Origin of the sequence: Xanthomonas sp. NCPPB 3569, assembly GCF_041475645.2 — a bacterium.
Classification (GTDB): domain Bacteria; phylum Pseudomonadota; class Gammaproteobacteria; order Xanthomonadales; family Xanthomonadaceae; genus Xanthomonas; species Xanthomonas phaseoli.
In genome coordinates this window covers 759,573-784,096 of the sequence record NZ_CM192969.1, presented here as the reverse complement: position 1 = coordinate 784,096, position 24,524 = coordinate 759,573, and the positions used below count along the sequence as shown (strand labels likewise).

The window sequence follows — 24,524 nt, the reverse complement described above, 5'->3', positions numbered from 1 at the left end:
CAGTTGCTAGCTGCGCGAAACTTAAAGAATAGCTGCTGGCGTCCCTAGTGGCACGCTCTTGCAAACAAGCAAAGAACAGACGTACACACGTGTTGTCGCACCAGCTGCGATCGCTGCGAAATTATTTTTACGCTAGCTGAAGCGTACGAAGGGACGGATTCCTGGCTACCCCAAAATTGAAGGAAAGAAGCCGCCCTAGGGGCGGCTTGTTGGATATCCTAGGTTGGGGATACTAGCGAGCCAGTCTCCTTGATCGACTCAAAGCCTGAACCCATCACGTCAAACGGAGAAGGCTGTTACTCAAACCCCAACCGGATTAGCCTTCTCAGGATCAATCTTGTACTGCTTGATCGCCCGAGCCACATCCTTGCCGGTCATCTTCCCATCCTTCGCCAACGCCGCGATGGCGGCATGCACGATGTAGTACCGATCGACCTCGAAGAACCGACGCAGGTTTGCACGCGTATCCGAGCGACCAAACCCGTCGGTGCCCAGCACGGTGTAGTGCATCGGCACGAAGGCGCGGATCTGGTCGGCGAAGGCGCGCACGTAGTCGGTTGCGGCGATTGCCGGGCCCTGGCGGCCTTCCAGCAGCTGGGTGACGTAGGGCTTGCGCTGTTCGGCTTCCGGGTGCAGGCGGTTCCAGCGTTCCACGGCGTAGCCGTCGCGGCGGACTTCGTTGAGGCTGGGGCAGGACCAGATGTCGGCGGTGACGCCGAAGTCCTTGTCCAGCAGCTCGGCCGCGGCAATGGCTTCGCGCAGGATGGTGCCGCTGCCCAGCAGCTGCACGCGCAGCTCGCCCTTCTTGGGCTTGCCGGCGTCCTTGAGCAGGTACATGCCCTTGATGATGTCCTCGGCTGCGCCGTCCGGCATGCCGGGGTGGGCGTAGTTCTCGTTCATCAGGGTGATGTAGTAGTACTCGTCGATCTGGTCTTCCATCATCGCCTTCATGCCGTGCTGCATGATGACGGTGACTTCGAAGCCGAAGGTCGGGTCGTAGCTACGCACATTCGGGATGGAGCCGGCGATGACCTGGCTGAAGCCGTCTTCGTGTTGCAGGCCTTCGCCATTGAGCGTGGTGCGGCCGGCGGTGCCGCCGAGCAGGAAGCCACGCGTGCGCATGTCCGCTGCCTGCCAAGCGATGTCGCCCACGCGCTGGAAGCCGAACATGGAGTAGTAGATGTAGAACGGCAGCATCGGCACGTCGGACACCGAGTAGCTGGTGCCGGCGGCCATCCACGAGGCGATGGCGCCCGGCTCGCTGATGCCCTGCTGCAGCACCTGGCCGGTCTGGTCTTCGCGGTAGTACATCAGCTGGTCGGCATCGACCGGCTTGTACTTCTGGCCGAACGGGGCATAGATGCCGATCTGGCGGAACATGCCTTCCATGCCGAAGGTGCGCGCTTCATCGGCCACGATCGGCACGATGCGCGGACCCAGTTCCTTGTCGCGCAGGGCGATGTTGAGGCTCTGCACGAACGACATGGTGGTGGAATAGCTGCGCTCGCCGCTGTCCTTGAGCAGGCGCTCGAACTTGTCGAGCGTGGGCGCCACGAACGACTTGCTGGCCTTGGGACGGCGCGAGGGCAGGAAACCGCCGAGCGCGCTGCGGCGTTCTTTCAGGTACTGCACTTCCGGGGAATCGTCGCCGGGGTGGTAGAACGGCACCTGGCCGTCTTCCAGCTGGGCGTCGGTGACCGGGATGTTGAAGCGGTCGCGGAAGTGCTTGACCGCCGCATCGTCCAGTTTCTTGGTCTGGTGCGTCGGGTTGAGCGCTTCACCGGCCGAGCCCATGCCGTAGCCCTTGACCGTCTTGGCCAGGATCACGGTGGGCATGCCGGTGGTGTTCACGGCCTGGTGATAGGCGGCATACACCTTGTGCGGGTCGTGGCCGCCACGGTTCAGGCGCCAGATGTCGTCGTCGGACAGGCCGGCGACCATGGCCGCGGTTTCCGGGTACTTGCCGAAGAAATTGGCGCGGGTATAGGCGCCGCCGAAGGCCTTGCAGTTCTGGTATTCGCCGTCGACGGTTTCCATCATCAGCTTGCGCAGCACACCGTCGGTGTCCTTGGCCAGCAGGGCGTCCCAGTAGCCGCCCCAGAGCAGCTTGATGACGTTCCAGCCGCCGCCACGGAACACGCCTTCCAGTTCCTGGATGATCTTGCCGTTGCCGCGCACCGGGCCGTCCAGGCGCTGCAGGTTGCAGTTGACCACAAAGATCAGGTTGTCCAAGCCTTCGCGGCCGGCCAGCGCGATGGCGCCGAGGGTTTCTGGCTCATCAGACTCGCCGTCGCCGATGAAGCACCACACCTTGCGGTCGGACTTCTCGATGAGGCCGCGGTTTTCCAGGTAGCGCATGAACTGCGCCTGGTAGATGGCGGCCAGCGGGCCCAGACCCATCGACACGGTGGGGGTCTGCCAGAACTCGGGCATCAGCCACGGGTGCGGGTAGGAGGAGATGCCCTGGCCGTCCACTTCCATGCGGAAGTTGTCCAGCTGGGACTGGCTGATGCGGCCTTCCAGGAAGGCGCGGGCGTAGATGCCCGGGGCGCTATGGCCCTGGATGAACAGCAGATCGCCCGGATGGCTATCCGAAGGCGCGCGCCAGAAGTGGTTGAAGCCCACGTCATACAGCGTGGCGCTGGAAGCGAACGAGGCGATGTGGCCGCCCAGGTCGCCGGGCTTGCGGTTGGCGCGCACGACGGTGGCCATGGCGTTCCAGCGGATGATCGAGCGGATCTTCCACTCCAGCGCGGAATCGCCGGGATTCTTGGCCTCGTTGGCCGGTGCGATGGTGTTGACGTACTCGGTGGTGGGCGAGAACGGCAGGTAAGCGCCGGCGCGGCGGGTCTGTTCGACCATGCCTTCCAGCAGCTGATGGGCGCGCTCCGGGCCTTCAACGTCAATGACGGCCTTGATCGATTCGAGCCACTCCTGGGTCTCGAGCGGGTTCGGATCGTTGTGCAGCACTTCGTTCAACCAGTTCATTAGCGCTCCCGGGGGGACACACCCCGCGGGTGTGTCGACATCGTGAATTCGTGAACCCCCAAGTGTACCGCACGCACCTGTTGTCATTCCTCGCTACGGGTGCGTATGGAATGGGACGCTGTCGTGCGCCGAGTGGGGCATCGCCGCCGGCGGGAACGACGCTGCGGCGCAGCGGGTGCGGCCGGTGTACGACCAAAGGATGAGGGCCTACGCCGGCGATGAACGGCCGCTGCCGTGCCAGGTGGGCCGATGTGCATGGCCCCCATAGGAGCGCACCTGGGCGCGAGGGGCTTTCTCGGTAACGCCTGTCGCGCCCGGGTGCGCTCCTACGCAATGGCGGGTCTTTGGGTGCGGCTGGGTGCCGTCGCCAGAAAATCCCAGCGGCGGGCCGCCGCCGATGTAGGAGCGGACCTGGCCGCGAGGGGCTTTATCGGTGAAGCCTGTCGCGCCCGGGTGCGCTCCTACGCGATGGCGGGGTCTGTGGGTGCGGCTGGGTGCCGTCGCCAGCACATCCCAGCGGCGGGCGCCGCCGATGTAGGAGCGGACCTGGCCGCGGGGGGCTTTCTCGGTGAAGCCTGTCGCGCCCGGGTGCGCTCCTACGGGATGGCGTGGTCTCTGGGTGCGGCTGGGTGCCGTCGCCAGCACATCCCGGCGGCGGGCGCCGCCGATGTAGGAGCGGACCTGGGCGCGAGGGGCTTTCTCGGTAACGCCCTCGCGCCCGGGTGCGCTCCTACGGGATGGCGTGGCCTTTGGGTTCGTGCCAGGACATCTCCTGCGGTGGGCGCCGCCCCTTAGCAGCGTGCTTTCAGAACGCTTGCAGCGCTTCGGTCAGTTGGCCGTTGTTGTTGACCGCGCCCATGGTGTACCCCTGCCAGCCCGGGTAGGCGTTGGGCTCCCAATAGAACACGCCCAGGACGCGCGCGCCGATGCTGCTGCTGCGGCTGAGCAGGTTGCTGAGCATGGCGCGGGTGGTGGCCGCCTGCTGCCAATCCATGCCGACCTCGGAAATCACCACATCGCTGCCGTAGCGCGCAATCATGTCGCGCATGTTGGTGTCCAGACGGTTGTTGTAATCCTGCCAGCTGCCAACCGGCGGGTAATGCGACATGCCGATGACGTCCCACTTGCCGCCGGCCGAGCGCAGGTTGTCGAAGAACCAGCGGAAGTTGGCGTTGTCGTAGCCGTTGGCCAGATGCACGACGACCTTGGCGTTGGGATACACCGCCTTGGTGGCGTTGTAGCCGCTGTTGATGAACTGGCCCAGGGTGGCGAAGTTGGGCGTCTTGCCCTCGTTCCACAACATGCCGCTGTTGATCTCGTTGCCCACCTGCACCCAGGTGACGGTGATGCCGTTGTCCTTGAGGTATTTGAGGATGCCCTGGGTGTGGCTGTACACATCGGTGTTGAGCTGGGCAACGGAGTGGCCGGCCCATGCCGCCGGTTTGGTCTGCTTGCCCGGGTCGGCCCAGCTGTCGCTGTAGTGGAAGTCGATCATGATGCGCATGCCTTGCGCGGCGGCGCGCTTGGCCTTGTCCAGGGTGTCGCGGCCATCGTTCCAGCCGCCGGACGGGTTGACCCACACACGCGCAGGCGAATGGCGTTGCCGCCGACATCCTTGAACAGCTTGATGAAGTCGGTGGTGTTGCCGGCTGCATCGCGAAAGACCTGCGGCGGATTGTTGGCTGCCTGTTGGTTGAGCCAGCTGACGTCCGCGCCCTTGGCGATGCCTTGCGCGCCGACGCCGGTGCTGCACAGACACAGCAGCAGGATGAGCCATACACGGTGGTAGTGCCTGCACGAAATGGTCATGGAACGCTACCTTGATCGATGGATGTCGCGCCGGGTGGCGCCTTGCGTGATCCCCTGCCTTGCCTCGTGTGCGTGCGCGGGGTGGCCAGTGCCTGGCCGCGCATCGCTGCAAATCCGCGGCGATTCAAGCACGGCCGCACAGCCCGGTTGAGACCGCTATAGGTGGGAGGAGTTGTGGCATAGCTCGATGCAGGAAAACCTTGCGTTCGCACATGTCGTGCGGGCCAGTTGTTGTGCAGATGCAGCAGCAGCGATGCGCGTGACTGCGCGAACGTACGCAAAAACGCCGGGCAGGCCCGGCGTCTTGATGCAAGGTTCGATGGTGGCGATGTGCCGTCCGGGTGGCTTGGGGCACGGCCGCGGCGTGATGTGTCACTTCACACCCAAACGCGGCAGCGCCACGCCTCCCCACTCAGCCCATGGCGCGTGCGCCCTGCTGCTGTTGCTGAGTCTGCGCCTGTTGCTGTTCCAATGCCACCGACTGACGCGCCGCGTTTTCGGCAACGCGTTGGCTGCTTTGTTCCAGCGGCGTATTCATTGCCGTCATCGTGTCCACGCTCACGCGCAGCTGTGCCGGGTCGTCGACGCGGCCCTGCACGGCGAAGGTGCGTGCGGCATCCGGGCTCATCATCACCGCATCGATGCGCTGGCCACCGGCGGCGTGCATTTCCGATGCGAGCGAACCGGATAACTGCGCGCTGTGCTGGTCGGGCGTGCGCCCGGCACGTGCGTCCTGCGCATGCACGCCGCGCTGGGCATCCTGGAACAGGCCATTGCCCACGTGTCCCGGTTGATCGATCCGCAAGGAGGTGTGGCCGTTGCCGTGCTCGCGTGCGTCGCGTTTGGCCGGCTCGCCCGGCGCGAGCGGGCCGCGGATGGCGTCGATGGCGTCTTGGCCGAGGCCCCGCGCACTACGCGTGAGAATGGTGGTACCGGTGCGCAGCCCATCGATATCGCTGCGGTACTCGTCGATCATGCGTTTGTTCTGCCCGGCGAGCGGACGCGCGTTGGGATCCCTGAGCGCAGAGTGTTCGCCCAGAAAGTTGCCCAGCTTGTGCGCCCCGAGCGAGCCGCCGGCAGCCACCAGCGGGTAATCCGGAATCAGAAAGTTCGCCTTGCTATTGCTGTAGCCGGCACCACTCAAGGTGGCAATCTCATCGGGCTTGGCGTACATGCGTACCTGCCCGAAGTGCGGCGATGCCGCGCTGACCGGGTCCGATGCCATGACATGATTGATCACGCTATCGCCACCTTCCGGAATGCGATAACTCAGACTTGCCGCGCCATACGCGTTGAAGGTTTCGCCCTTGAGGTCGTAGTGGTGCGCAGACACCTGCGCAAGCGCGCCACCGAGCGAATGGCCGGTGACGGTGACTTCCGGTTGATGGCCGGTTCGCTTGCCGACATCCTTGGCGATGTCCATCGCATTCTTGGTCAGCGCAAGCGCATCTGCAGCCTGTGGATTGGTCCGCGAGGTGACCATGGTGGCATCGGTGAGCACGTCATTGACCGCGCCCTCGGTGCCTCGATGCGCAACCACGATTTCGCCACTGCTTTCGCGGCGGTAAACCGTGCCCTGGTAGCCATTGGATTGATTGTTGACATGATCGAGAACGGCATAACGCTCTCCCTCGATCGTGACGACTTCTTCGTGCCCCGGTGCACGCCGACCAACGGCGCGATCCTTGTAGGCATCCTCGGATAAACCGGCGTATTGCGGTGACGGGATACTCATGGCGCAACTTCCTTTGCAGCCAGCGTGATGGTGAAGAGATTATCGCGGATGTCAGGCTTGAACTGCTCCGGGCCGAGCTCGCCGGTATCCGGGAAACTCTTGGATTCCGAGCGCGGATAGCCGTCTTTCCAGTAGTACTTGGTGAGCGCCTGCTGCGCGGTCACCGTCTTGGCTTCGATAAACGACAAGAACCGCGTCTCTTCTTCGGCACCGGTGGCCTTGAGCAGCACGCTGGCGCCGCTGAATTCCCAATGGCAGACACCGCGACCGTAATAGTCTTCGTCCTGCATCAGATCCAGATACACCGTACCGCGGTATTCGGTGTCTGAAATCTTCTTGAGCGCCACATTTTCCTGACTGGTGATGCGGCCGGCAGTACCGGTTTCGGGCTGGATCTTGCCGCACTCCTGCTCGTTGCTGATATCGTATTGCGCCGCAGCCTCCACCAGGCCGAAGGCGCCAGGCGCCTTGTCCAGGGTGAGCGTCAGCGCGTAGGCCTGACGCGGGCTCGGATTCAACTTGGCAAGACCGCGGCCGCCGGCCTGGACGTCGGCTGCTGCAGTGGCCTCGGTGGCGGGGGAGTGGGTCTGGGTCATGCTGGTCTCCGGGGGGTGACAGGCCGTAAGCAAAAGGGCCAGCAGGCTGGGGGTCAACATCTGGCGCAAGGCCGGCCTCCGTGGCAGTGGGGCAGCCAATCTAGTCCGCTCGCATTCGGCCGGTCAATCGAGACCAGGTGAGGATGAGGCTGCCAGAAGAGTTGTGCGTGGCAGCAAAGCTGCCATCATCCAGCGCAGCTGCTCCCACCAAGAGTGCGCCATGCGCAACCGCCCGCGATCACTGCCGCAACACACATCGGTCGCCGCACGCATGCCCTGGCGCCGCAGCTTGCGCATGCGTGTGCTGCTGGCTGCCACCGCCGTGCTGGTGGCCTTGCTGGCAGTGCTGGGCACGGTGTTCTACCTGGGCGCGCGCGCCGAGCTGGTGGAGGCGGCGCGCACCGAGGTGGATGGTTTGACCGAACAGACTGCGCGCAGCCTGGCGGCCTTGCTCGATTCGGTGCAGGTGAGCGGGCGCACGCTGGCCGCCAGCAGTAGCGGCGTGGGGCTGCAACCGTTCAATCTGCGTGCGTTGCTGCTGGCCACGCTGACCGGCGACCCGGATATCGGAGCGGCGCGGCTGATCATTGCGCCACGCACGCAGAAGGCCCAAGACAGCGGGTTTGTGTGGTACGTGCACCGCAGCGGCACCCACGTCTTGGAAAAATCCGCGCTGGAACTGGGTTACGACTATCGCGCAATGCCCTGGTATCTGCGCACCCAGCGCGAGGGCCGCGCATGGTGATCCGAGCCCTACCTGGATGCCAACGGCGGCGGCCTGCACACCAGCTACAACCTGCCGCTGCGCCGGCCTGGCGATGCACCGGATACCGCGCCGGTCGGCATGGTGAGCGTGGATCTGCCGCTGCAGCATCTGCGCGAGATCATCGACCAGCTGCCGCGCGATATCGGCATCCAGACGATGCTTCTGTCGCCGGAAGGCCTGCTGGTCTTCAGCCCTGATCCGGCACTCAATCTGCGCCATTCGCTCACGGCCTACGTGGCCCGTTCGCGCCCGGATCTGCGGCCATTGCAGCGCGCCGTGGCGGCCGGCCAGCCGATTTCGTTTTCGCATACCGCGCCCGACGGCGAGCGCTTTCTGACCCATAGCGCGGCGGTGGGGCGCAGCGGCTGGACCTTCGTGTTGTCGGCGTCCGAAGGCTATGTGCTGGCCGGCCTGAACTGGCTGGCGGCGTGGGTGGCGCTGGCCGCGCTGCTGGGCGCGCTGGTGTGGTGGTGGTTGATGCGGCGGATCACGCGCAAGTTGACGCGGCCGATCGAAGAACTGACAGACACCGCCGAGCACTTCCGGCGCGGCGAATTCGAGTACCCGTTGCAGCACATCGAGCGCGACGACGAGGTCGGCGTGATGGCACGCGCCTTCGACAGCGCGCGCGATGCGATCCGCCACCACATCGCCGAGATTGGCGAGATGACCGCCGCGCGCGAACGCATGCACAGCGAGCTGCAGATTGCGCGCGAGATCCAGCAGGCGATGCTGCCTTCCGGGCGCACCTTCGACCGCGCCAGTTCGCATCTGGAAACCTGCGTATGGCTGGAACCGGCCAAGGCGGTGGGCGGCGATTTCTACCACTTCGTGGAAACCGAACCGGGCTTGCTGTGGTTCGTGGTGGGCGATGTCTCCGACAAGGGCGTGCCGGCGGCCTTGTTCATGGCGCGCGCGGTGAGCGTGCTGGAGATTGCTGCGCGCCGGTACACGCGCCCGGACGCGATCTTGATTGCCGCCTCCACGCGGTTGGCCGAGAACAACGAGACCTGCATGTTCGCCACCGTGCTATGCGGCCTGATCAACGTGGTGAGCGGCGACTACTGGCTGGCCAGCGCCGGGCACGAGCCGCCGTTGTTGATCGATATCGATGGCAAGGCGCGCCCGTTGCCGCTGGAAACCGGTGCGCCGCTGGGAATCGAGCCGCAGGAGTCCTACCCGGTGCTGCAGGGCCGCATGAGCGCCGGGCAGACCTTGCTGGGCTACACCGATGGCGTGACCGAGGCGATGGACGAGCGCGGCGCCAGCTACGGCTTGGAGCGGTTGCTGGCCGCACTGCACCCGCGCCGCAGCGCGGCGGCGCAGTGCAAGGCGGTGATCGCCAATATCGCCCGGTTCACCGGCAGCGCCGATCCATACGACGACATCACGCTGCTGGCGATCTGGCTGCGCCAGGAGCATGCTGGGCGGGTCGCACACGCTGGCCGGGACGCGCCCGGAAAGGCAACGACTGCATGAAGCTCGATTTGGCCATCGCGCCATCGCTGGCCCAACTGGCCGGCGCCAACGATGCGCTGGAACAGTCGCTCACGCTCGAGGGCCTGCACGCCGAGCGCATCGGCCAGGTGCGATTGATCGTGGAAGAGCTCGGCTGCAATGCGCTGACCCACGGCCAGTGCGCCGCACAGCCGCTGCGCTTGCAGCTGCAGCTGGACGCGCAGGCGCTGGTGTTGGAAATGCACGATGCCGGCAGCGCCTTCGACCCTTGCGCTGCGCCCATGCCCGAGGTGAGCGACGAGCTCGACGACCGCACCATCGGCGGGCTGGGGTTGTTTTTGGTCCATCAGTTCGCCGATCACATCGACTACCGCCGCGATGGTGCATATAACGTCGTGCGCGTCACCCTGCTGCACCCGTACGCCCCTGTCCCCGAGGCCCTGTCATGACCACCCTTGCCATCCAGATCGACCCGCCGCAAGACACCCGTCAACGCGTCATTCTGACCGGGCGGCTGGACACCCATACCTACCAGGACCTGGACGCGGCGCTGTCGCCGTTGCTGGGCACCCGCATCACCACGCTGGTGCTGGACCTGAGCGCACTGGAATACATTTCCAGCGCCGGCATCCGCTGCATCTTCAAGGCGCGCAAGGCGCTGGCCACGCGCCAGGGCAAGGTGCTGGTGAGCAACCCGCAACCGCAGATCCGCAAGGTCTTCGACATGGTCAAGGCGGTGCCGTTGAGCGACGTGTTCGCCTCCACCGAAGAGCTGGACGCGTACCTGGCCGCGATGCAGCGCAAGGTGATCGAACAAAGCGCGCAGAGCGATACGCCGATCGTGCCGCACTTCGCCGAAGCCTGAGCGCAGCTGTACTCGCGCCAGCGCTCACCGCCGTGTGGGCGCGGCAAGGCGCGGTGCGGCTTGTACCGCGCGCCGCACGGTGGCTGCAGGCCTTCCTTCGGAGCGGACGCCTGCGCGCACATGTGGGGACCTGTGTGCGCGGGTGCCGGCACCACCTTGGTTAGGCTATGACGCCCTGCCCCACGCGTTGCCATGCCTGCACTGATCATTTTCGATTTCGACGGCACGCTTGCCGATTCGTTTGGTTTTTTCCTGAGCACGCAGCGGCTGCTGGCCGAGCGACATGGCTTTCGCGCGGCACAAGCGCACGAGGTCGACGATGCCCGTCGACTCAGCACGCGCGAACTGCTCAAGGCATCGGGCCTGAGCGCCTGGCGCGTGCCATGGGTGGCAGCCGACTTCATCCGGCTCATGCGTGCCGCACCGCCGGTGGCGTTGTTTCCCGGCATTGCCCACACCGTGAGCGCGCTGCATGCCGGGGGCGCCCGGCTGGCCGTGGTGTCGTCCAACTCCGTGGAGAACGTGCAACGCGCGCTCGGCGCAGAGCTGAGCGCCAGGTTTGCCGTCATCGAGGGCGGCGCGCATCTGCTGGGCAAGCAACGCGCCTTGCGTCGTGTGCTGCATGCCACCGGGCACCCTGCGTCGCAAGCGGTCTACGTGGGCGACCAGGTCGCCGACTGGGAAGCCGCACAGGTCGTGGGCCTGCCGTTCGCCGCAGTGGCTTGGGGCTACGCGCATCCGGACGTGTTCGCCGGATTGGCCGGAACGCAGCTGATCGCGCGGGTGGAAGACCTGCTTGCGCTGGGGACGCGCTAGCACCAGGCGCGCCCTCGTCCGCCCTTCGGGCACCTTTTCCCACCGGTGGGAGAAGGACGTGACGACAGCTTGCGGCCGGCCGCTGGCCCGAGGTGTGCCAACGACGTGGTCCGCCCGTAGCGAGGGCTGCGCATCTGTCGGGCAGACGGCGTGGTTTCGCCGCGTGTTGCGCGCCACCGCAGATACCCCGGCACAGGCAATGCATGTGAGATCGGGTCGCCGATTGGGACGCGACCCATATGCCTGGCCTGCGCTTGGCTTGCTTGCTGTCGCTGTTGCATGCGCATTTGGCTGTATCCAAGTCGCGTTGAAGCGAGCCGAGTACCGTCGTCATGCATGGCCGAGGAGGCACCCTCCTCTGAGCGAAGCGAGTTTGGGCGCCGTGCTGCAGCTAACGCCGACCCGACCCGCAGACACCGGCCGACGCATCCACGTTGTATAGAGTCCGGTCTCCTCCGCGACACGACGATCCGCGACTGCCCATGACCGCACCGCCACCCTACCTGGTCACCCCCAAGCTGCAACGCGCCACCGACGCCGATGTGCAGATGCTTGCCGACTGGCTGGGCCATCCCCTGCCGACCGGCTACGCCGAATACGTGACCCGTTGGGGGGCCGGCACCTACGACAATCGCGTGATCGTGCGCCTGCCCGCCGAGATCATCGCCGAGACGCCGGCCGAACAGGCATTCGTGCGGGAATACTTCGATGAGTTCTGGGGCGAGGACCACACCTTGAGCCGCGACGAAGCGGCCCAGGGCGTGGCATTCGCGTACTCGCTCGACGGCGACAAGATCTTCTACAGCCACGCACGCCGCGCACTGTTCGTGCTGCCGCGCCAGGACGAACGCGTGTACTGGATGCCGCAGGGTTTGGCCGACCCGCTGGACTGGGGCGCTGCCGGCCCCGCCCTGCGCTCGGCCTTCGTCAGCTTCGATTCCGGCATCGATCGCGCCACTGTCGAATTGTTCACCGTGCAGGCGCTGATCGTGGATGCCGTCGCCGATGCCATCCTGCGATTCACACCGGCTGCCCATCGCATGGATGCGCCGTGGGGTGCCCTGCTCTATCTGCCCGACGTGTATGGCCGCGCGCAGCTCACCCAGGCGCACGGCGACCTGCGCGTTGGCGTACGGCTCGACTACGACACAGAACACTTGCCGCCGGTTGCCTCCATCGTCGCGGCCCTGGAAGCACTGGGCATGTTCGTGACGCAACGCACCGCGTGACGCATGTCTGGTGCTGACCGTGAAACTCTCAGGTGTTCGCCCGCCAGGCGAACACCTGTTCGACATCAAGCATCACGCGCATGCCACTCTCCGCGCGCGCCTCGCTCAGGCGTGGCTCCCTTGATCGGCCGTGTCAGTCCCCAGCTGCCGCACGTGATGCAGAGTGCAGCACTCCGCCCCGTTCAAGCAGACGACTACACTCCGCCCGAGCGCGGCAACGGCGCCGGTACATTCAACATGCCGCCTGACGCAACATACGCGGCCAAGGCCTGCCCCTGGCTGAGCAAATGCCCGTGCATGGTGCGCTCGGCGCCTTCGGCATCGCCACGTCGCACGCAGTCCATCAATTGGCGATGTTCGGCCAGCGATTGGGCCATGCGCCCGGGCGTGAGCAACTGACGGCCGCGGTGCATCTTCAAGATGCGGTGCAGATCGTGCGTCACACGGATCAACCACGGATTGCCGGCGTACTGCTGCACGGTTTCGTGGATCAGGTAATTGTTGCGGTAGTACTCGGCCACATCGCCGGCCGCCGATGCGGCTTCCATCGCCGCATGCAGCTCTTCCAGGCGCTGCACGCCGGCCGCGTCGATGCGCTTGACCGCATCGTGCGCGCAGCGGCCTTCCAGCATCGCCATCACCGGGAACAACTGGTTGAGGTCTTCCAGCGTCAGCCGGGTGACCCGGCTGCCGCGGCCGGCATCCAGCTGCACCAGGCCTTCGGCAGCGAGCAGCTTGAGACTTTCGCGCAGCGGCGTGCGGCTGATGCCGAGTTCCTCGGCCAGGGCCGGCTCGTCGATCCACTCGCCCGGCGGCAGCGCGTAATCGTAGATCTTCTGACGCAGGCGCTCGGCCACTTCCTCGTACAGCGGCACGCGCTTTTTGGAGGCGCGCGAATCAGGAGCGAGGGTCATGGTAGGCAGGCTGTCGGCATCGGGGCGGGGCGCCCATTCTACGTGGGCGCCCCGCTGCGCTGTGGCGTGTGGCCCGCATCACAGCCAGCCCGGCACCACGAAGACCAGCCACGCTGCCAGCGGCCCCAGCAACACCACCAGGCCGCTGTAGATCAGGAAGCGGCGGAACAGGCCGTCGCGTTCTTCCTTGGCCGCCGAGGCCACCACCAGCGCGCCGTTGGTGGAAAACGGGCTGACATCGACAATGGTGGAGGACACTGCCAGCGCGCAGATCACCCCGGCCGCACCCAACTGGCCCTGCATCAGGAATGGCACCGCCAACGGAATGGTGGCCCCCAGCACCGCTGCCGAAGAGGCGAATGCCGAGACGATACCGCCGACGTAGCAGACCAGCAGCGCGCCCAGCAGCGGCATGCCGATGTGCGAGACACCGGTACCGATGTAGTCCACCGCACCGGACTTTTCCAGCACGGCGATATAGGTCACCACGCCACTGATCAGCAGCACGGTAGACCAGCTGATGCCATCTACCGCGCCTTTCTGTGCGTTGGGCGAAATCAGCGCCAGTGCCACCGCGACCGTGATCGAGACCAGGCCGACGTTGAGGTTGTAGATCAACGCAGCAACGCCCAGGCCCAGCAGGCCGATCAAGGTGATCACGCGGTCGCGGGTGATCGATACCGCCTCCAATGCCAGCGGGTCGGTGGACAGGGTGCCGCCGCCCGGCGCCACCAGTGCACCGTGCCCTTCGATCGCAAAGCCGCGGTGCGACGCCTGGTCGCCGGCAACCGCAACGTACTGCGCATCGGCCAGCGACAGCTCCTGCCGACGCATCAACTTCAGTCCACCGAAGGCGCAGAAGCAGATGATCGCCATCATCAGGTTGAAGCCCAGGCTGGTGAGGAACACCGCCATCTCGCTGACGTCCAGCCCGGCTTTTTCGACCACCTTGTTGGTGATGCCGCCATACACGCTGATCGGCGAAAAACCGCCGCCCTGCGCACCGTGGATCACCAGCAACCCCATCATCAACGGATTGATGCGGTACTGCTTGGCAAAGCGCAGCGCCACCGGCCCGATGATGGCCACCGCTGCCGGCCCCAGCGCACCGAAGGCGGTCAGCAGCCCGGTAATGACGAACATCACCCACGGGATGGCGACGATGCGCCCCCGCACCGCACGCACCGCCCAATGCACCAGCAAATCGATGGTGCCGTTCTTCTGCGCGATGGCGAACAGATAGGTAATGCCGACCAGGGTCAGGAACAGGTCGCCAGGAAAGCCGGCCAGCACTTCCTTGCCCTCCAGCCCCACCCACACGCCGCCAATGATGAAGGCCAGCGCGAACGCCACCGCCCCCATGTTGATGGGCAATGCAGTGGCGACGATGAACATGATCACCAAGCCAAGAATCGTTGCAATTTGCGGGGTCATGCGCCCTCCCAGACACCTGATACGCGTACAGCACGGATGGCCGCCCGCCACCCTGGGGTCACACCGTGTGCAGCACCTGCCTGATCGTCATGCCGCGCGCTCGCACGCAGCCGCGACCCATTCGACAACACCGTGGGTGCTGTCGAATTCGTCCACCGAGCGCGCTTCGCACGCCGGCAGTAACTCGCGCGCCATCCGCGCCAATGCGCTGCCAGGACCGAGTTCGAGAAACACGCGTGCGCCGCGTTCGGCGGCTTGCACCAGCACGTCGTACCAGCGCACGGTCTGCGCGATCTGCCTGGACAACGTGTCGACCACCAGGGCGTGCGTGCCGACCGCACGTGCATCGATGCCTGCCAAGACGCGCAGCTTGGGGGCGAGAAGGTCTGCGCTTTCCAGCTCGATGGCAAAGCCTTCGGCGGCCGCGCTCAACCACGGCGTGTGCGCCGGCACGCTCACCGGCAGCAAGGTGACGCGCGCACCTTGTGCGCTGGCCGCCTCGCCAAGCGCCCGCAACGCAACGTGCGGGCCGCCGAGCACGGCGTGATCGTCGCCGTTGATGATCGCGAGCGCTGCGCCGTGCGCCTGGCACAGCGTTTCCAGGGCGCGCAAGGGCACACCGATCACCGCCATCAGCCCCGCCTGCTGCGGGCTGGCCGCATCCATCAGCCGGGCGCGCGTCGCTGCCAGCTGCAGGCAGGTGTCGGTGGACATGCTGCCGGCCACCGCATGTGCGGCAAGCTCGCCAACGCTATAACCGAGCACCAGCAGCGGCGTGGGAAGCTGCGTGCGCAGTGCCTGCCAATGCGCCAGCGTGCCGGCGCAGACCAGCGGTTGTGCGATGGCATTGGCGTAGCGGCCCGGATCTGCGGCCACTGTGTGTGGTGCGACGCCCAGCACACGCTGTGCGCTGGCCATGACGGCGGCTGCCGCAGGCGCATCGCCCAGTCGCGCGAACATCTCGGCGTGTTGGCCGCCTTGGCCAGGGCAGAGCACGGCCAGGCTCATGCGCTGGCCTGACCGAGTTCGCAGGAATGGCCTGCGCGTACGCTGGCGTGTTCCGTCGTGCGAGCGATGTGCCGGGAAACCTGGATGCGGCGATTGACTGGGGGGCACCATGCGAGGTTTGTTGCGACCGCAGGCGGGCCAGCAGTCGTTGTGGCTGCAAGCAAGACGCTGCGGCACTGCGTCTGCGCATGCACCATATGTTCTGCAGCCAGAGAGCGAGGACGGCTCATGCCAGCTCCTGCCGATGCAGGAACCATGCACAGGCCAGCAGATCCGCGCTGCCGCCAGGGCTCAGGCGACGGGCGACAAACTGCTGGCCGATGGCATGCAGCTGTGCGCGCCATTGCGGATGCGCAATGCCGCCGTCGGCAAGGAAGGCATTCGCCTGCGCCTTGGCAAATGCCAGGCCTTCCGCCCCGCCACGATGCAAAAGATTGAGATCGTCCACCTGGGCGATGAGCTGCATCAAGGTCTGCGCCAGCGCTGCCTCACGCGTGGCGCCACCGGCAAGCGCGGTCCGCAATGCAGGCAGGGCGATCTCACGCAGCACTGGATAGCCTGCCGCGGCTTGTTCGCGCACGCCGCCGATGCGGTACTGCGCACGCACGCGCTGGCCATGGCTGTGCGGGTTCAGCGGCGCAGCCTGCAATGCCTCGCGCCAGGCGCGTACGCCGTCGCACACGTGTTCTGCAGTGGGCCGCCGCCACTGCGCAGCCCACAGGCGCGCCGCCTGCGCAGTGAGCAGCCCCAGGCTGAAAATCGCACCGCGATGCGTATTGATGCCACGGGTCGCGCGCAACATCGCCGACTCGGCCCCGATGCCCAGCGCGCGGAGCCGCTCGAATGGCGCGTGGTCGATGCCGGCCTGGGCAATGGCGACAAAATAGCCACGCAAGGCGAACAGGCTGCGCATGAAGGTGGCGGCATCCATGTCGGTGTGGCTGCCGCTGTCGAACGGCGTTACCAAACCCGGCTTGGGCGCGCAGGCCAGCTCCGCGTGCAGGGCGCCCACTGCCAGACGACCGAGCCGGTAGGCAGCATCGCGTGGCGGTGCAGGCGCACTGGCAATCCAGGTTTGCTGCAGCTGTGCGTTCATGCCGCACTCCGGACCGGAAACAGCGCAGCACGCGGCAATAGCCGGCAATCCTGGTTGGATTTCACCAACACCTGTTGCGCGTTGCCGGCGTACTCGCGCCAGTTCACCGCGTGGTCACCGGGCAACAGCAGTTCGCCATCGGCACGCAGCCCGTGGTGCTGCTCCCAGCGCTGCAGCAGCGTGACCACCACGTGCGCGTGCTCGGGAGTGTGGATGGGCCACAGCAGGTCCAGATCCGATTGCGCATGCACATAGGTCAGCCCGGTCAGGGCTTGCCAGGCGAAGCTGCCGAACACACGCGGGTGCAATGCGTGCACCTGCGCGTGCGCGAGCAGGGCCTGCAGTGCCGGCTGCAGCGCGACAGGCGCATGCGGCATCACCGCATCCAGTGCCAGGGGCGCGGTGCAGCGTGCGATCTCGGTCGCGTGTGCGTGCAGGGCCAGGCGCTGCTTGCCTTCGCTGGGCGGCAGCGGCACGCCAAGCCGAACGGTGTCGGGTGCCTGACTGCCATCGCCACGCGCCACCACCGCGGGCAGGCCGGCCGCGAACCACTGCTGCAACCGTGGCTGCGCGCCAGGCGTGAGGGCCTGCCACTGCGCATCCTCGCGCAACCACACCAGGGCGTGGCGGCCAGCCATGCTCAGGCCTCGCCCGCTGCCACGGCGGCAGCGACATCGCGCGCCAGGGTACGGCCACCACGTTGCGCGCCGAGCGCGCGGCGTTGGTCGCCATCGGTGGGCGCGGCCAATGCATCGAGCAGTGCCTGCGCCAGGTCGCCCTCCCACAGCGATTCCACCGCGCCCATGCGTACGTAGTTTTCCACGCCCGGCGCAAACACCGGCGAGCTCTTGCTCAATGCCTGCAAGGTGTCGACCGATTGCTTGGTCACGCGCGCCATCGCGCGCAGATCCATGACCCGGATCTGTGCATCGGGCAGTGCATGGATATGGTCGGCCATCAGCCCGAACGACAGGAATCCACCGCTGACCGATTCGCCATAGACCAGCGTGATCAGCCGCGCGCCGCGCCTGCGTGCCAACTCCAGTACGCGTGCCAGGTGGGCGAAATAGCCGTTGATGCTGAGGAGTTCATCGCGCCGTGCCAGCCGCTGCCCGGCGGTGTCGGCCAGCATCACGATCGGGCGCTGCGGGTAGGCGCGCGTGCTTGCCAAGACGGTGGCCGCCAAGGCCAAGGCGTGGTCGACACCCACTTCGAGCTTGTTGGCGGTGCCGATCACGGTGACCTCGCCAGCGGCAGTGGTTGCGCTGCCGGTCAGCACATCGTCGTTACGCGCGATGGCGTGACCGAGCGGAAACAGCTGGTCGAGCAAGCGGCTCAGTTCCATGGGAGGCTCCGGTCTGCGGTTGCGGCAAGGAAGGCCTCGGTGTCCAGCAGCGGCAGGCGCTGCGCATCGACGATGCCCTGGCGCTTCCAGATTTCCAGCCCGTCGCGGCAATCGCCGTATGCATCGATGCGCGCTGCCAGCTGCTGCTGCGCATGCTCCAACGCCTGCAATGCGGCCTCGCCGGTCGCCTCGGTGAGTGCATCGAGCGTGGCCAACGCTGCATCGGCGAATGCATCGATGCGATCGGCCACCAACGTGTGGGCTTCGCCAATCAGGTAGCGGTGTTTGCCGCCGGTGACGCGCCACACCAGGGCACGGTCGCGCGCGTCGAACTCCTCCACCCCACGCACGGTTTCGATCACGTCCGGGCCGGACAACGACAAGCGGCCTTCTTCAGACATGATCACTGCGCTGCAGCAGCGCGCCACGATGCCCATGCCGCCGAATGCACCGTTGCCGCTGCCGATCAAGGCCAGCACCGGCACACCGGCGGCACGCGCACCCATGGTGGCACGCATGATTTCGGAGATGGCGATGAGCCCGGCGTTGGCTTCATGCAGACGCACGCCGCCGGTGTCCAACAGCAACAGCACCGCTGCCGGCTGCGTGGTTGCGGCGCGCTCCAGCAGGCCAGTGAGCTTGGCGCCATGCACTTCGCCCACGCCGCCGCCCATGAAGGCGCCTTGCTGCGCCGCGATCAACACATTGCGCCCGCGCAATGTGCCTTCGCCCACCACGATGCCGTCATCGAAGGCGCCGGGTGTTTCCAGTTGTGCCAGGTGCGGGCTGATCAAGCGACGCCGCGGGCCAACGAATTCGCGAAAGCTGCCGGCATCCAGCACGCCATCGATGCGCTCGCGCGCATCGGCCTCGTAATAGCTGCGCTCGGCCATGGGAATGGTGGTGCTCATACATATCTCCCGACAACACACGTAGGAGCGCACCTGGGCGCAACTGAAGCGTTACCGGGAAAGCCCTTCGCGCCCTGGTGCGCTCCTACGGGATTGCTGCGGTCGGCACTATCGACAATGGTGCTCCCGACGACGCGCGTAGGAGCGCACCTGGGCGCGACCGGGGCATGACTGGGAATGCCCTTCGCGCCCTGGTGCGCTCCTACGGAATAGCTGCGGCGGCTCATGCAACCTCTCCCTGCAGCACATCCAGCGCTTGTTCCAGGCGCAGGCTCACCACCGCCGGCGTGGCGCCGACATCGTTGATGCTGATGCGCACATCGCGCAGTGGATGACGTGCGGCGAAATCGTCCAGCACTGCCTGCCAGATCGCGCCAAAGCCACGTGCGGCGGTGAGGATCTCGATTTCCATGGCACCGTCGAGCGGCACGCGCTCGACCAGGACTTCCAGATTGCCGGAGGCCACGACACCGACCAACGCGTGTTCCAGCCCGGCGCGTGCACCGCGCTGGCCATCAAAGCGATATCGCAGGGTTTCCATGCTGTGCCCTTACCAATTACGAAAACGTTTCGGCGGGTCGTACAAGCCGCCGGACCAGCGCACCAGGTCCTTGACCGTGCGCGCTGCCAACAAATCGCGCGTGGCATCGCGCGGGCGAATGCCCAAATCGTCCGGCCGCCTGATGACGCCGCGGTCGCGCAGGTTCTCGACCATGCGCTTGTCGCGCCCCAGGCCCACTGCGGTATAGCCGGACACGCCACGGATGGCCTGTTCGCGTTCCTCCGGCGTGCGGCACAACAACAGGTTGGCGATGCCCTCTTCGGTGAGTACATGGCTGACATCGTCGCCGTAGATCATCACCGGCGGCAGCGGCATGTCGGCGCGCTCTGCCAATTCCCAGGCGTCGAGTTTGTCCACGAATGCCGGCGCCATGTGTTCGCGGAAGGTCTTCACCATCTGCACCACCAGCTTGCGCCCACGCGGCATCTCGCCCGGCATTGCCGCTTCGCGCCCGGCCTTGAGCCAGGCGGCGCTGGCGTGCCGGCGACCGCGCGCATCCGAACCCATGTTGGGCGCGCCGCCGAAACCGGCAATGCGGTCGCGCGTGGCGGTGGAACTGTTGCCCTGCAAATCGATCTGCAACGTGGAGCCGATGAACATGTCGCAGGCATACAGCCCGGCGGTCTGCGACAGCGCGCGGTTGGAGCGCATGCTGCCGTCGGCGCCGGTAAAGAAGACGTCCGGGCGTGCGGCGATGTATTGCTCCATGCCCAGCTCGGAACCGAACGAGTGCACCGACTGCACGAAACCCGATTCGATCGCGGGGATCAGCGCCGGATGCGGATTGAGCGCCCAATGCCGGCAGATCTTGCCCTTCAACCCCAGGGATTCGGCATAGGTCGGCAATAGCAGTTCGATGGCGGCAGTATCGAAACCGATGCCGTGATTGAGCCGGTCCACGCCGTATTCGGCATAGATGCCCTTGATGGCCATCATCGCCATCAACACCTGGATCTCGGAGATCTGCGCCGGGTCGCGGGTGAACAGCGGTTCGATGTAATTGGGCTTGGGCGCCTGAGTCACGAAATCCACCCAATCGGCGGGAATATCCACGCGCGGCAGGGTGTCGAGGATTTCGTTGACCTGCGCGATCACGATACCGCCCTTGAACGCGGTGGCTTCCACGATCACCGGCGTGTCTTCGGTGTTGGGGCCGGTATAGAGATTGCCGTGGCGATCGGCCGCCTGCGCGGTGACCAGTGCGATGCGCGGGGTCAGGTCGATGAAGTAGCGGCCGAACAATTCCAGATAGGTGTGGATGGCACCGATTTCGATACGACCTTCACCGACCAGCCCGGCCAGGCGCGCTGCCTGCGGGCCGGAAAACGAAAAATCCAGGCGCTTGGCGATGCCGCGTTCGAAGACGTCCAGATGCGCGGCCAGCGATAGCACCGATTGCACCATGTGCAGGTCATGCACGCGGGCCGGATCCACCTCGGTGAGGCAACGTGCCAGGAAATCGGCCTGCTTCTGGTTGTTGCCTTCCAGGCACACGCGGTCGCCGGGCTCGATCACCGCTTCCAGCAGCGCCACCACATCGTCGGCAGCCACCACGCGGCCCTGCGGCGCCAGCGCGGCGGCCCGCTGCAAGCGCTGACGCCGGCTTTCGGCCTGGGTGTCCCACTGTCGACTCATGCCTCTGCCTCGCCGGGGGCAAGCCCGTAATGTCAAAGTAATTACATCGTAATTATGGAATCCTTGCATGTCTAGACGCGTTGCAGCATCCGGGTCTCGCCTGAGAGGCGATTAGCCATCCAAGAGTCGGGCGCTTGTGCATCAGCGCACTTCGATATATCGTTTCTCCATGCTTCGATATATCGAATGAAAAAGCTCCCTCCCTTCAGTCCATCGGCCGATCTCGATGCTGCGCCTGCCCGTGGTCGCAGTGACGGCGCGCGCGTGCGTCCGCTTGAGCACGGCGATCTGCGCCTGCTGCTGCTGGCGCTGATTGCCGATCGCCCGTGCCATGGCTATGAGCTGATGCGGCAGATCGCCGCCCTCTTCAAGGGGCTATACACACCCAGCGCCGGGGCGATTTATCCGGCGCTGGCGCAGCTGGAAGCGGCCGGCTGGGTGCACACCGATCTGGATGCCGGCCGCAAGCGCTATCAGGTCACTGACGCTGGCGGCGACTACGTTGCACAGCAACGCGATGCGCTCGATGCCGCCTTGGCCCGTACCCATCGGCGCGCGCGCGAGTTGATCAAGTCGCAAACGCCGGCCCCGATTCGCGAGGCGATTCATCGCATCAAACATGGTTTGTTCGCGCGCCACGGGCAATGGAACGCGGTAGAGACCGCGCGGATTGCTGCATTACTCAACGCCGCCGCCGACGGCATGGAGCGCGACGACGACTGAGCCGGTGTCGTGGGGTGACGTTTGGGGCCGGCCTGACAGCGATCTGCCAGCCGCGTAGGTCGATCCAACGACGGCATTGCCCAGATGCGAAGTGAGGCAATGCCACTGCACGCAGCTTCGCATTTCCCCTCATCTGCTCCTACGGGGCACGGCTCGCGCAGGGAGAGGGCAACCCCCCTGCGCTGGGTGCCAGCGCATCACCGTGGCAGGTCGCCACTCACCACCTCATTGACTGATCACGCAGTGATTTCCTAACGCTCCATCCCTCTCCCGCACCGCCGCGCATCCCTGCGGCCCTCCAGGAATTGCACCCCATGGCTGCACACACCAACACCCAACTGCGTCGCGACCCACGCCTGCGCTCCGTGCAGGTGCTGCGTTGCGAAGCGATCACCCCGCACATGCGCCGCATCGTGTTCGGCGGCGGCGAACTGGCCGGTTTCCAGAGCGAGGCGCCAGACGATCACGTCAAACTGTTCTTTCCCAATGCCGACGGCGCCTTCGTGCTGCCGACCATGACGCCGGAAGGCCCGCGCTACGAGGAAGGCGCGCTGCCTTCGCCGGCGCGCGACTACACGCCACGCGCTTTCGATCCGCAGAGCGGCGAATTGAGCATCGACTTCGTGTTGCACGGCGAGGGCGTGGCCTCCAGTTGGGCCGCGCGCGCACAGCCCGGCGACCCACTGAAAATCGGCGGCCCGCGCGGCTCGTTCCTGGTTGCCGACGACTATGACCACTACGTATTGATCGGCGACGAAACCGCGCTGCCGGCGATCGGCCGCTGGCTCGAAGCGATGCCCGCCGACATGCACGCGCAGGTGTTCATCGAGATCGCCGATGCCGCCGAGCGGCAGGAACTGCTCAGCGCCGCCGAAGTGCAGGTGAACTGGCTGGAGCGCAATGGCTTCGATGCCGCCAGCAGCACCCTGCTGGAAGACAGCCTGCGCGACTACGAGCCAGAAGACGGCGATACGTTCTACTGGATCGGCGCCGAATCGATGCGCGCGCGCGCCATGCGCAAATTCCTGGAAGAGCACTTGGGCGTGGACAAGGAATGGGTACGCGCCAAAGGCTACTGGAAGGCGCGCGGCGAACACGGCGAGGAGTGAATGCCCTGCGTGCACGCAGCGTGCGTTGGCCCTCAACACGTCGCCAAGCCGCTTCTCCCGCACTTGCCGTGCATGACATGCGCTACGGTTGCGCCGGCCAGGAGCGCAGCTGAGGCAAGTCCGCTTGCAACTGGGCCGGATCGATGCGCGTGCGCAGCCAGGCCAGCGCGACCGGCAACGGACACAGGGCCTGGCCATGACAACCGGGCAGCACCAGGGTGGACGAGGCCAGCGCATCACCATCGAAGCGGCCGCTGCGCAACGCCGCCAAGCTGGGCATCAAGGTCCGCACGCGCAGCAACGGCGCGCCGTCGCGTTCGAGTACGTCCAGCACCAACGCGCCACCGGGCGGATAGTCGTCGGGACGATCGCTGCGATGCCAGTCCACACCGAGCAGGCCGCCGAGCGTGGCCAGGTTGGTGTCGTGGCCGACCAGCACCAGCAGCCGCGTGGATGGCGGCGCCAGCGCCGCCACCGACGGCGCTTGCCCAACGGCTGCCTGCACGGTGGCCAGCAGATGCGCGAGCAGGTTGGACGCCGCCGCGCGGGCGGCCGGCAACGGGCGCTTGCTTTGAGCGAACGAGGCGTTGTGCAAGGTAATCAACTGCCCCACTGCGGCGCGATCCACCCGGCCCCAGCCCAGCTGCGCCGCATCGAAACCTTCGACGTCCTCCAGCATCAGGTTCTCGGCCAGTCCACCGGCCAGCTTGAGGGTGCTGGCTGCGGCCGGCGAGCCGTCGCGCGTGGCCGGATCGTAGAGCAGGCTCTCCGGCGGCGGCACGACACAGCGCCCGTGCTGGCAGCCGCTCAACACCGCCTGCAGTTGCGCCAACTGCGCACGGGTGTCGGCCTCCAGCCGCACCGGCGGTGCGGGCGCCTTGCCGCCATCGAACAATGCATTGCGCTCGCCCTCCGGCAGGGCCTGGTAGTGCACTGCGCAGCCAGGCGCCATGCCCTGCAGCAGCGCTTGCGCGCTGGCGTGGTTGCGGGCGGTACTGTCGGCGATGGTGACGATCTGTTCGGTGCCCGCGCAGCCACGGGCCGGCAGCGCGAGCGGCGGCGCCAGCAGCGCGCGATAACGTGCGCCCAACGCCTGCATGCCGGCCCGTCCGTGCGGCGTCAGCTGGCCCTCGGCCACCGGCCAGTGCGGCCATGGCTGCGCGCTGTAGCGATCCAGCTCGCTGCCGGGCTGGGTCGGTGCACGGATGCCATGCCGCACCAGCACGATGCTCAGGCGCAGGTGCGCGGTTGCGGCGGCGGTCTCTTTTGCCACAACCGGTTTCGCCATCGGCAGGCAGAGCGCCAGACCCAGCAGTGCGTGCCACATCGTCGTGGCAAAAGAGCGATTACGCATGGCTTGCCTCAGAAGGTCGCCGACAACGCGAGCACGACCCCGCGTCCAGACCGACCGACAGACCGCTGAGCATGGACGGCACGCACACCGACGGTGCGCGTGCCGCCAGGCCGGACACCGCGGCGACGCAAAGGCTGCGCTTGCAAAAACAGAAGCAGCGATCTACCAAGC

General features: G+C 66.2%; 19 protein-coding genes and 2 pseudogenes. 7 read left to right on the top strand and 14 right to left on the bottom strand.

Annotated elements, in window-relative coordinates:
- Positions 1-300: 300 nt before the first annotated feature.
- From aceE to ACCQ03_RS03240, 4 genes and pseudogenes are all read right to left on the bottom strand, one after another.
- Complete coding sequence (gene aceE / locus ACCQ03_RS03255; protein WP_209225306.1) at positions 301-2,988, bottom strand: pyruvate dehydrogenase (acetyl-transferring), homodimeric type; 2,688 nt, start codon at positions 2,986-2,988, stop codon at positions 301-303.
- A gap of 805 nt (positions 2,989-3,793) precedes the next feature.
- Positions 3,794-4,797 (bottom strand): annotated as a pseudogene (locus ACCQ03_RS03250) (arabinogalactan endo-1,4-beta-galactosidase).
- A gap of 412 nt (positions 4,798-5,209) precedes the next feature.
- Positions 5,210-6,532 (bottom strand): XVIPCD domain-containing protein, encoded by a 1,323-nt coding sequence (locus ACCQ03_RS03245; RefSeq protein WP_209225304.1) that lies wholly within the window; start codon positions 6,530-6,532, stop codon positions 5,210-5,212.
- Positions 6,529-7,128, bottom strand: a complete 600-nt coding sequence (locus ACCQ03_RS03240) for a hypothetical protein (protein WP_209225302.1) — start codon at positions 7,126-7,128, stop codon at positions 6,529-6,531. Before ACCQ03_RS03240 ends, ACCQ03_RS03245 begins: the two co-directional genes overlap by 4 nt.
- Positions 7,129-7,265: 137 nt before the next feature.
- On the opposite strand from ACCQ03_RS03240, the pseudogene ACCQ03_RS03235 reads away from it, so the two are divergent.
- The 5 genes and pseudogenes from ACCQ03_RS03235 to ACCQ03_RS03215 all read left to right on the top strand — a co-directional run bounded on the left by ACCQ03_RS03235 (position 7,266) and on the right by ACCQ03_RS03215 (position 12,262).
- Positions 7,266-9,373: pseudogene (locus tag ACCQ03_RS03235) on the top strand (SpoIIE family protein phosphatase).
- On the top strand, positions 9,370-9,801 hold the full coding sequence (locus ACCQ03_RS03230; RefSeq protein ID WP_039567883.1) for an ATP-binding protein: 432 nt from the start codon (positions 9,370-9,372) through the stop codon (positions 9,799-9,801). Before ACCQ03_RS03235 ends, ACCQ03_RS03230 begins: the two are co-directional and overlap by 4 nt.
- Positions 9,798-10,217 (top strand): STAS domain-containing protein, encoded by a 420-nt coding sequence (locus tag ACCQ03_RS03225; protein ID WP_011346238.1) that lies wholly within the window; start codon positions 9,798-9,800, stop codon positions 10,215-10,217. The genes ACCQ03_RS03230 and ACCQ03_RS03225 overlap by 4 nt, the downstream gene beginning before the upstream one ends.
- Positions 10,218-10,409: 192 nt before the next feature.
- Entirely contained in the window at positions 10,410-11,033 is a 624-nt protein-coding gene (locus ACCQ03_RS03220) for an HAD hydrolase-like protein (RefSeq protein WP_209225300.1), read from the top strand.
- 482 nt (positions 11,034-11,515) lie between these two features.
- Positions 11,516-12,262, top strand: coding sequence for a hypothetical protein (locus tag ACCQ03_RS03215; protein ID WP_209225298.1), 747 nt, complete (start codon positions 11,516-11,518; stop codon positions 12,260-12,262).
- A 194-nt stretch (positions 12,263-12,456) separates the two neighbouring features.
- Here ACCQ03_RS03215 and ACCQ03_RS03210 read toward each other — a convergent pair whose 3' ends face one another.
- The 9 genes from ACCQ03_RS03210 to mdcA form a co-directional block, all read right to left on the bottom strand.
- Positions 12,457-13,176, bottom strand: a complete 720-nt coding sequence (locus ACCQ03_RS03210) for a GntR family transcriptional regulator (protein ID WP_209225296.1) — start codon at positions 13,174-13,176, stop codon at positions 12,457-12,459.
- Between the two features lie 78 nt (positions 13,177-13,254).
- Entirely contained in the window at positions 13,255-14,610 is a 1,356-nt protein-coding gene (locus ACCQ03_RS03205; RefSeq protein ID WP_003483268.1) for an SLC13 family permease, read from the bottom strand.
- Positions 14,611-14,697: 87 nt separating this feature from the next.
- Complete coding sequence (mdcH, locus tag ACCQ03_RS03200) at positions 14,698-15,618, bottom strand: malonate decarboxylase subunit epsilon (RefSeq protein ID WP_209225294.1); 921 nt, start codon at positions 15,616-15,618, stop codon at positions 14,698-14,700.
- 226 nt (positions 15,619-15,844) lie between these two features.
- Positions 15,845-16,714, bottom strand: a complete 870-nt coding sequence (gene mdcB, locus ACCQ03_RS03195) for a triphosphoribosyl-dephospho-CoA synthase MdcB (protein ID WP_209225292.1) — start codon at positions 16,712-16,714, stop codon at positions 15,845-15,847.
- On the bottom strand, positions 16,711-17,352 hold the full coding sequence (gene mdcG, locus ACCQ03_RS03190; RefSeq protein WP_209225290.1) for a malonate decarboxylase holo-[acyl-carrier-protein] synthase: 642 nt from the start codon (positions 17,350-17,352) through the stop codon (positions 16,711-16,713). Before mdcG ends, mdcB begins: the two co-directional genes overlap by 4 nt.
- Positions 17,353-17,354: 2 nt before the next feature.
- Positions 17,355-18,059 carry a biotin-independent malonate decarboxylase subunit gamma gene (mdcE, locus tag ACCQ03_RS03185; RefSeq protein ID WP_150145469.1) on the bottom strand — a complete coding sequence of 235 codons (705 nt, stop codon included), beginning with the start codon at positions 18,057-18,059 and terminating at the stop codon, positions 17,355-17,357.
- A complete protein-coding gene (locus tag ACCQ03_RS03180) occupies positions 18,050-18,952 on the bottom strand; it encodes a biotin-independent malonate decarboxylase subunit beta (RefSeq protein WP_170922376.1) in 903 nt (300 codons plus the stop codon). The genes mdcE and ACCQ03_RS03180 overlap by 10 nt, the downstream gene beginning before the upstream one ends.
- A gap of 241 nt (positions 18,953-19,193) precedes the next feature.
- Positions 19,194-19,511 carry a malonate decarboxylase acyl carrier protein gene (gene mdcC / locus ACCQ03_RS03175; protein ID WP_017155902.1) on the bottom strand — a complete coding sequence of 106 codons (318 nt, stop codon included), beginning with the start codon at positions 19,509-19,511 and terminating at the stop codon, positions 19,194-19,196.
- Between the two features lie 9 nt (positions 19,512-19,520).
- Positions 19,521-21,167 carry a malonate decarboxylase subunit alpha gene (gene mdcA, locus ACCQ03_RS03170; protein WP_209225288.1) on the bottom strand — a complete coding sequence of 549 codons (1,647 nt, stop codon included), beginning with the start codon at positions 21,165-21,167 and terminating at the stop codon, positions 19,521-19,523.
- A gap of 186 nt (positions 21,168-21,353) precedes the next feature.
- Here mdcA and ACCQ03_RS03165 point away from each other — a divergent pair, with 186 nt between their 5' ends.
- Together ACCQ03_RS03165 and ACCQ03_RS03160 are read left to right on the top strand one after the other, a co-directional pair.
- Positions 21,354-21,890, top strand: a complete 537-nt coding sequence (locus tag ACCQ03_RS03165) for a PadR family transcriptional regulator (RefSeq protein ID WP_057678091.1) — start codon at positions 21,354-21,356, stop codon at positions 21,888-21,890.
- 314 nt (positions 21,891-22,204) lie between these two features.
- The gene (locus ACCQ03_RS03160) at positions 22,205-22,999 is read left to right on the top strand and encodes a siderophore-interacting protein (protein ID WP_057678090.1); all 795 of its coding nucleotides are present in this window, start codon (positions 22,205-22,207) and stop codon (positions 22,997-22,999) included.
- Positions 23,000-23,081: 82 nt separating this feature from the next.
- On the opposite strand, the gene ACCQ03_RS03155 is transcribed toward ACCQ03_RS03160, so the two are convergent.
- A complete protein-coding gene (locus ACCQ03_RS03155) occupies positions 23,082-24,353 on the bottom strand; it encodes a histidine-type phosphatase (RefSeq protein WP_057678089.1) in 1,272 nt (423 codons plus the stop codon).
- Positions 24,354-24,524 lie beyond the last annotated feature (171 nt).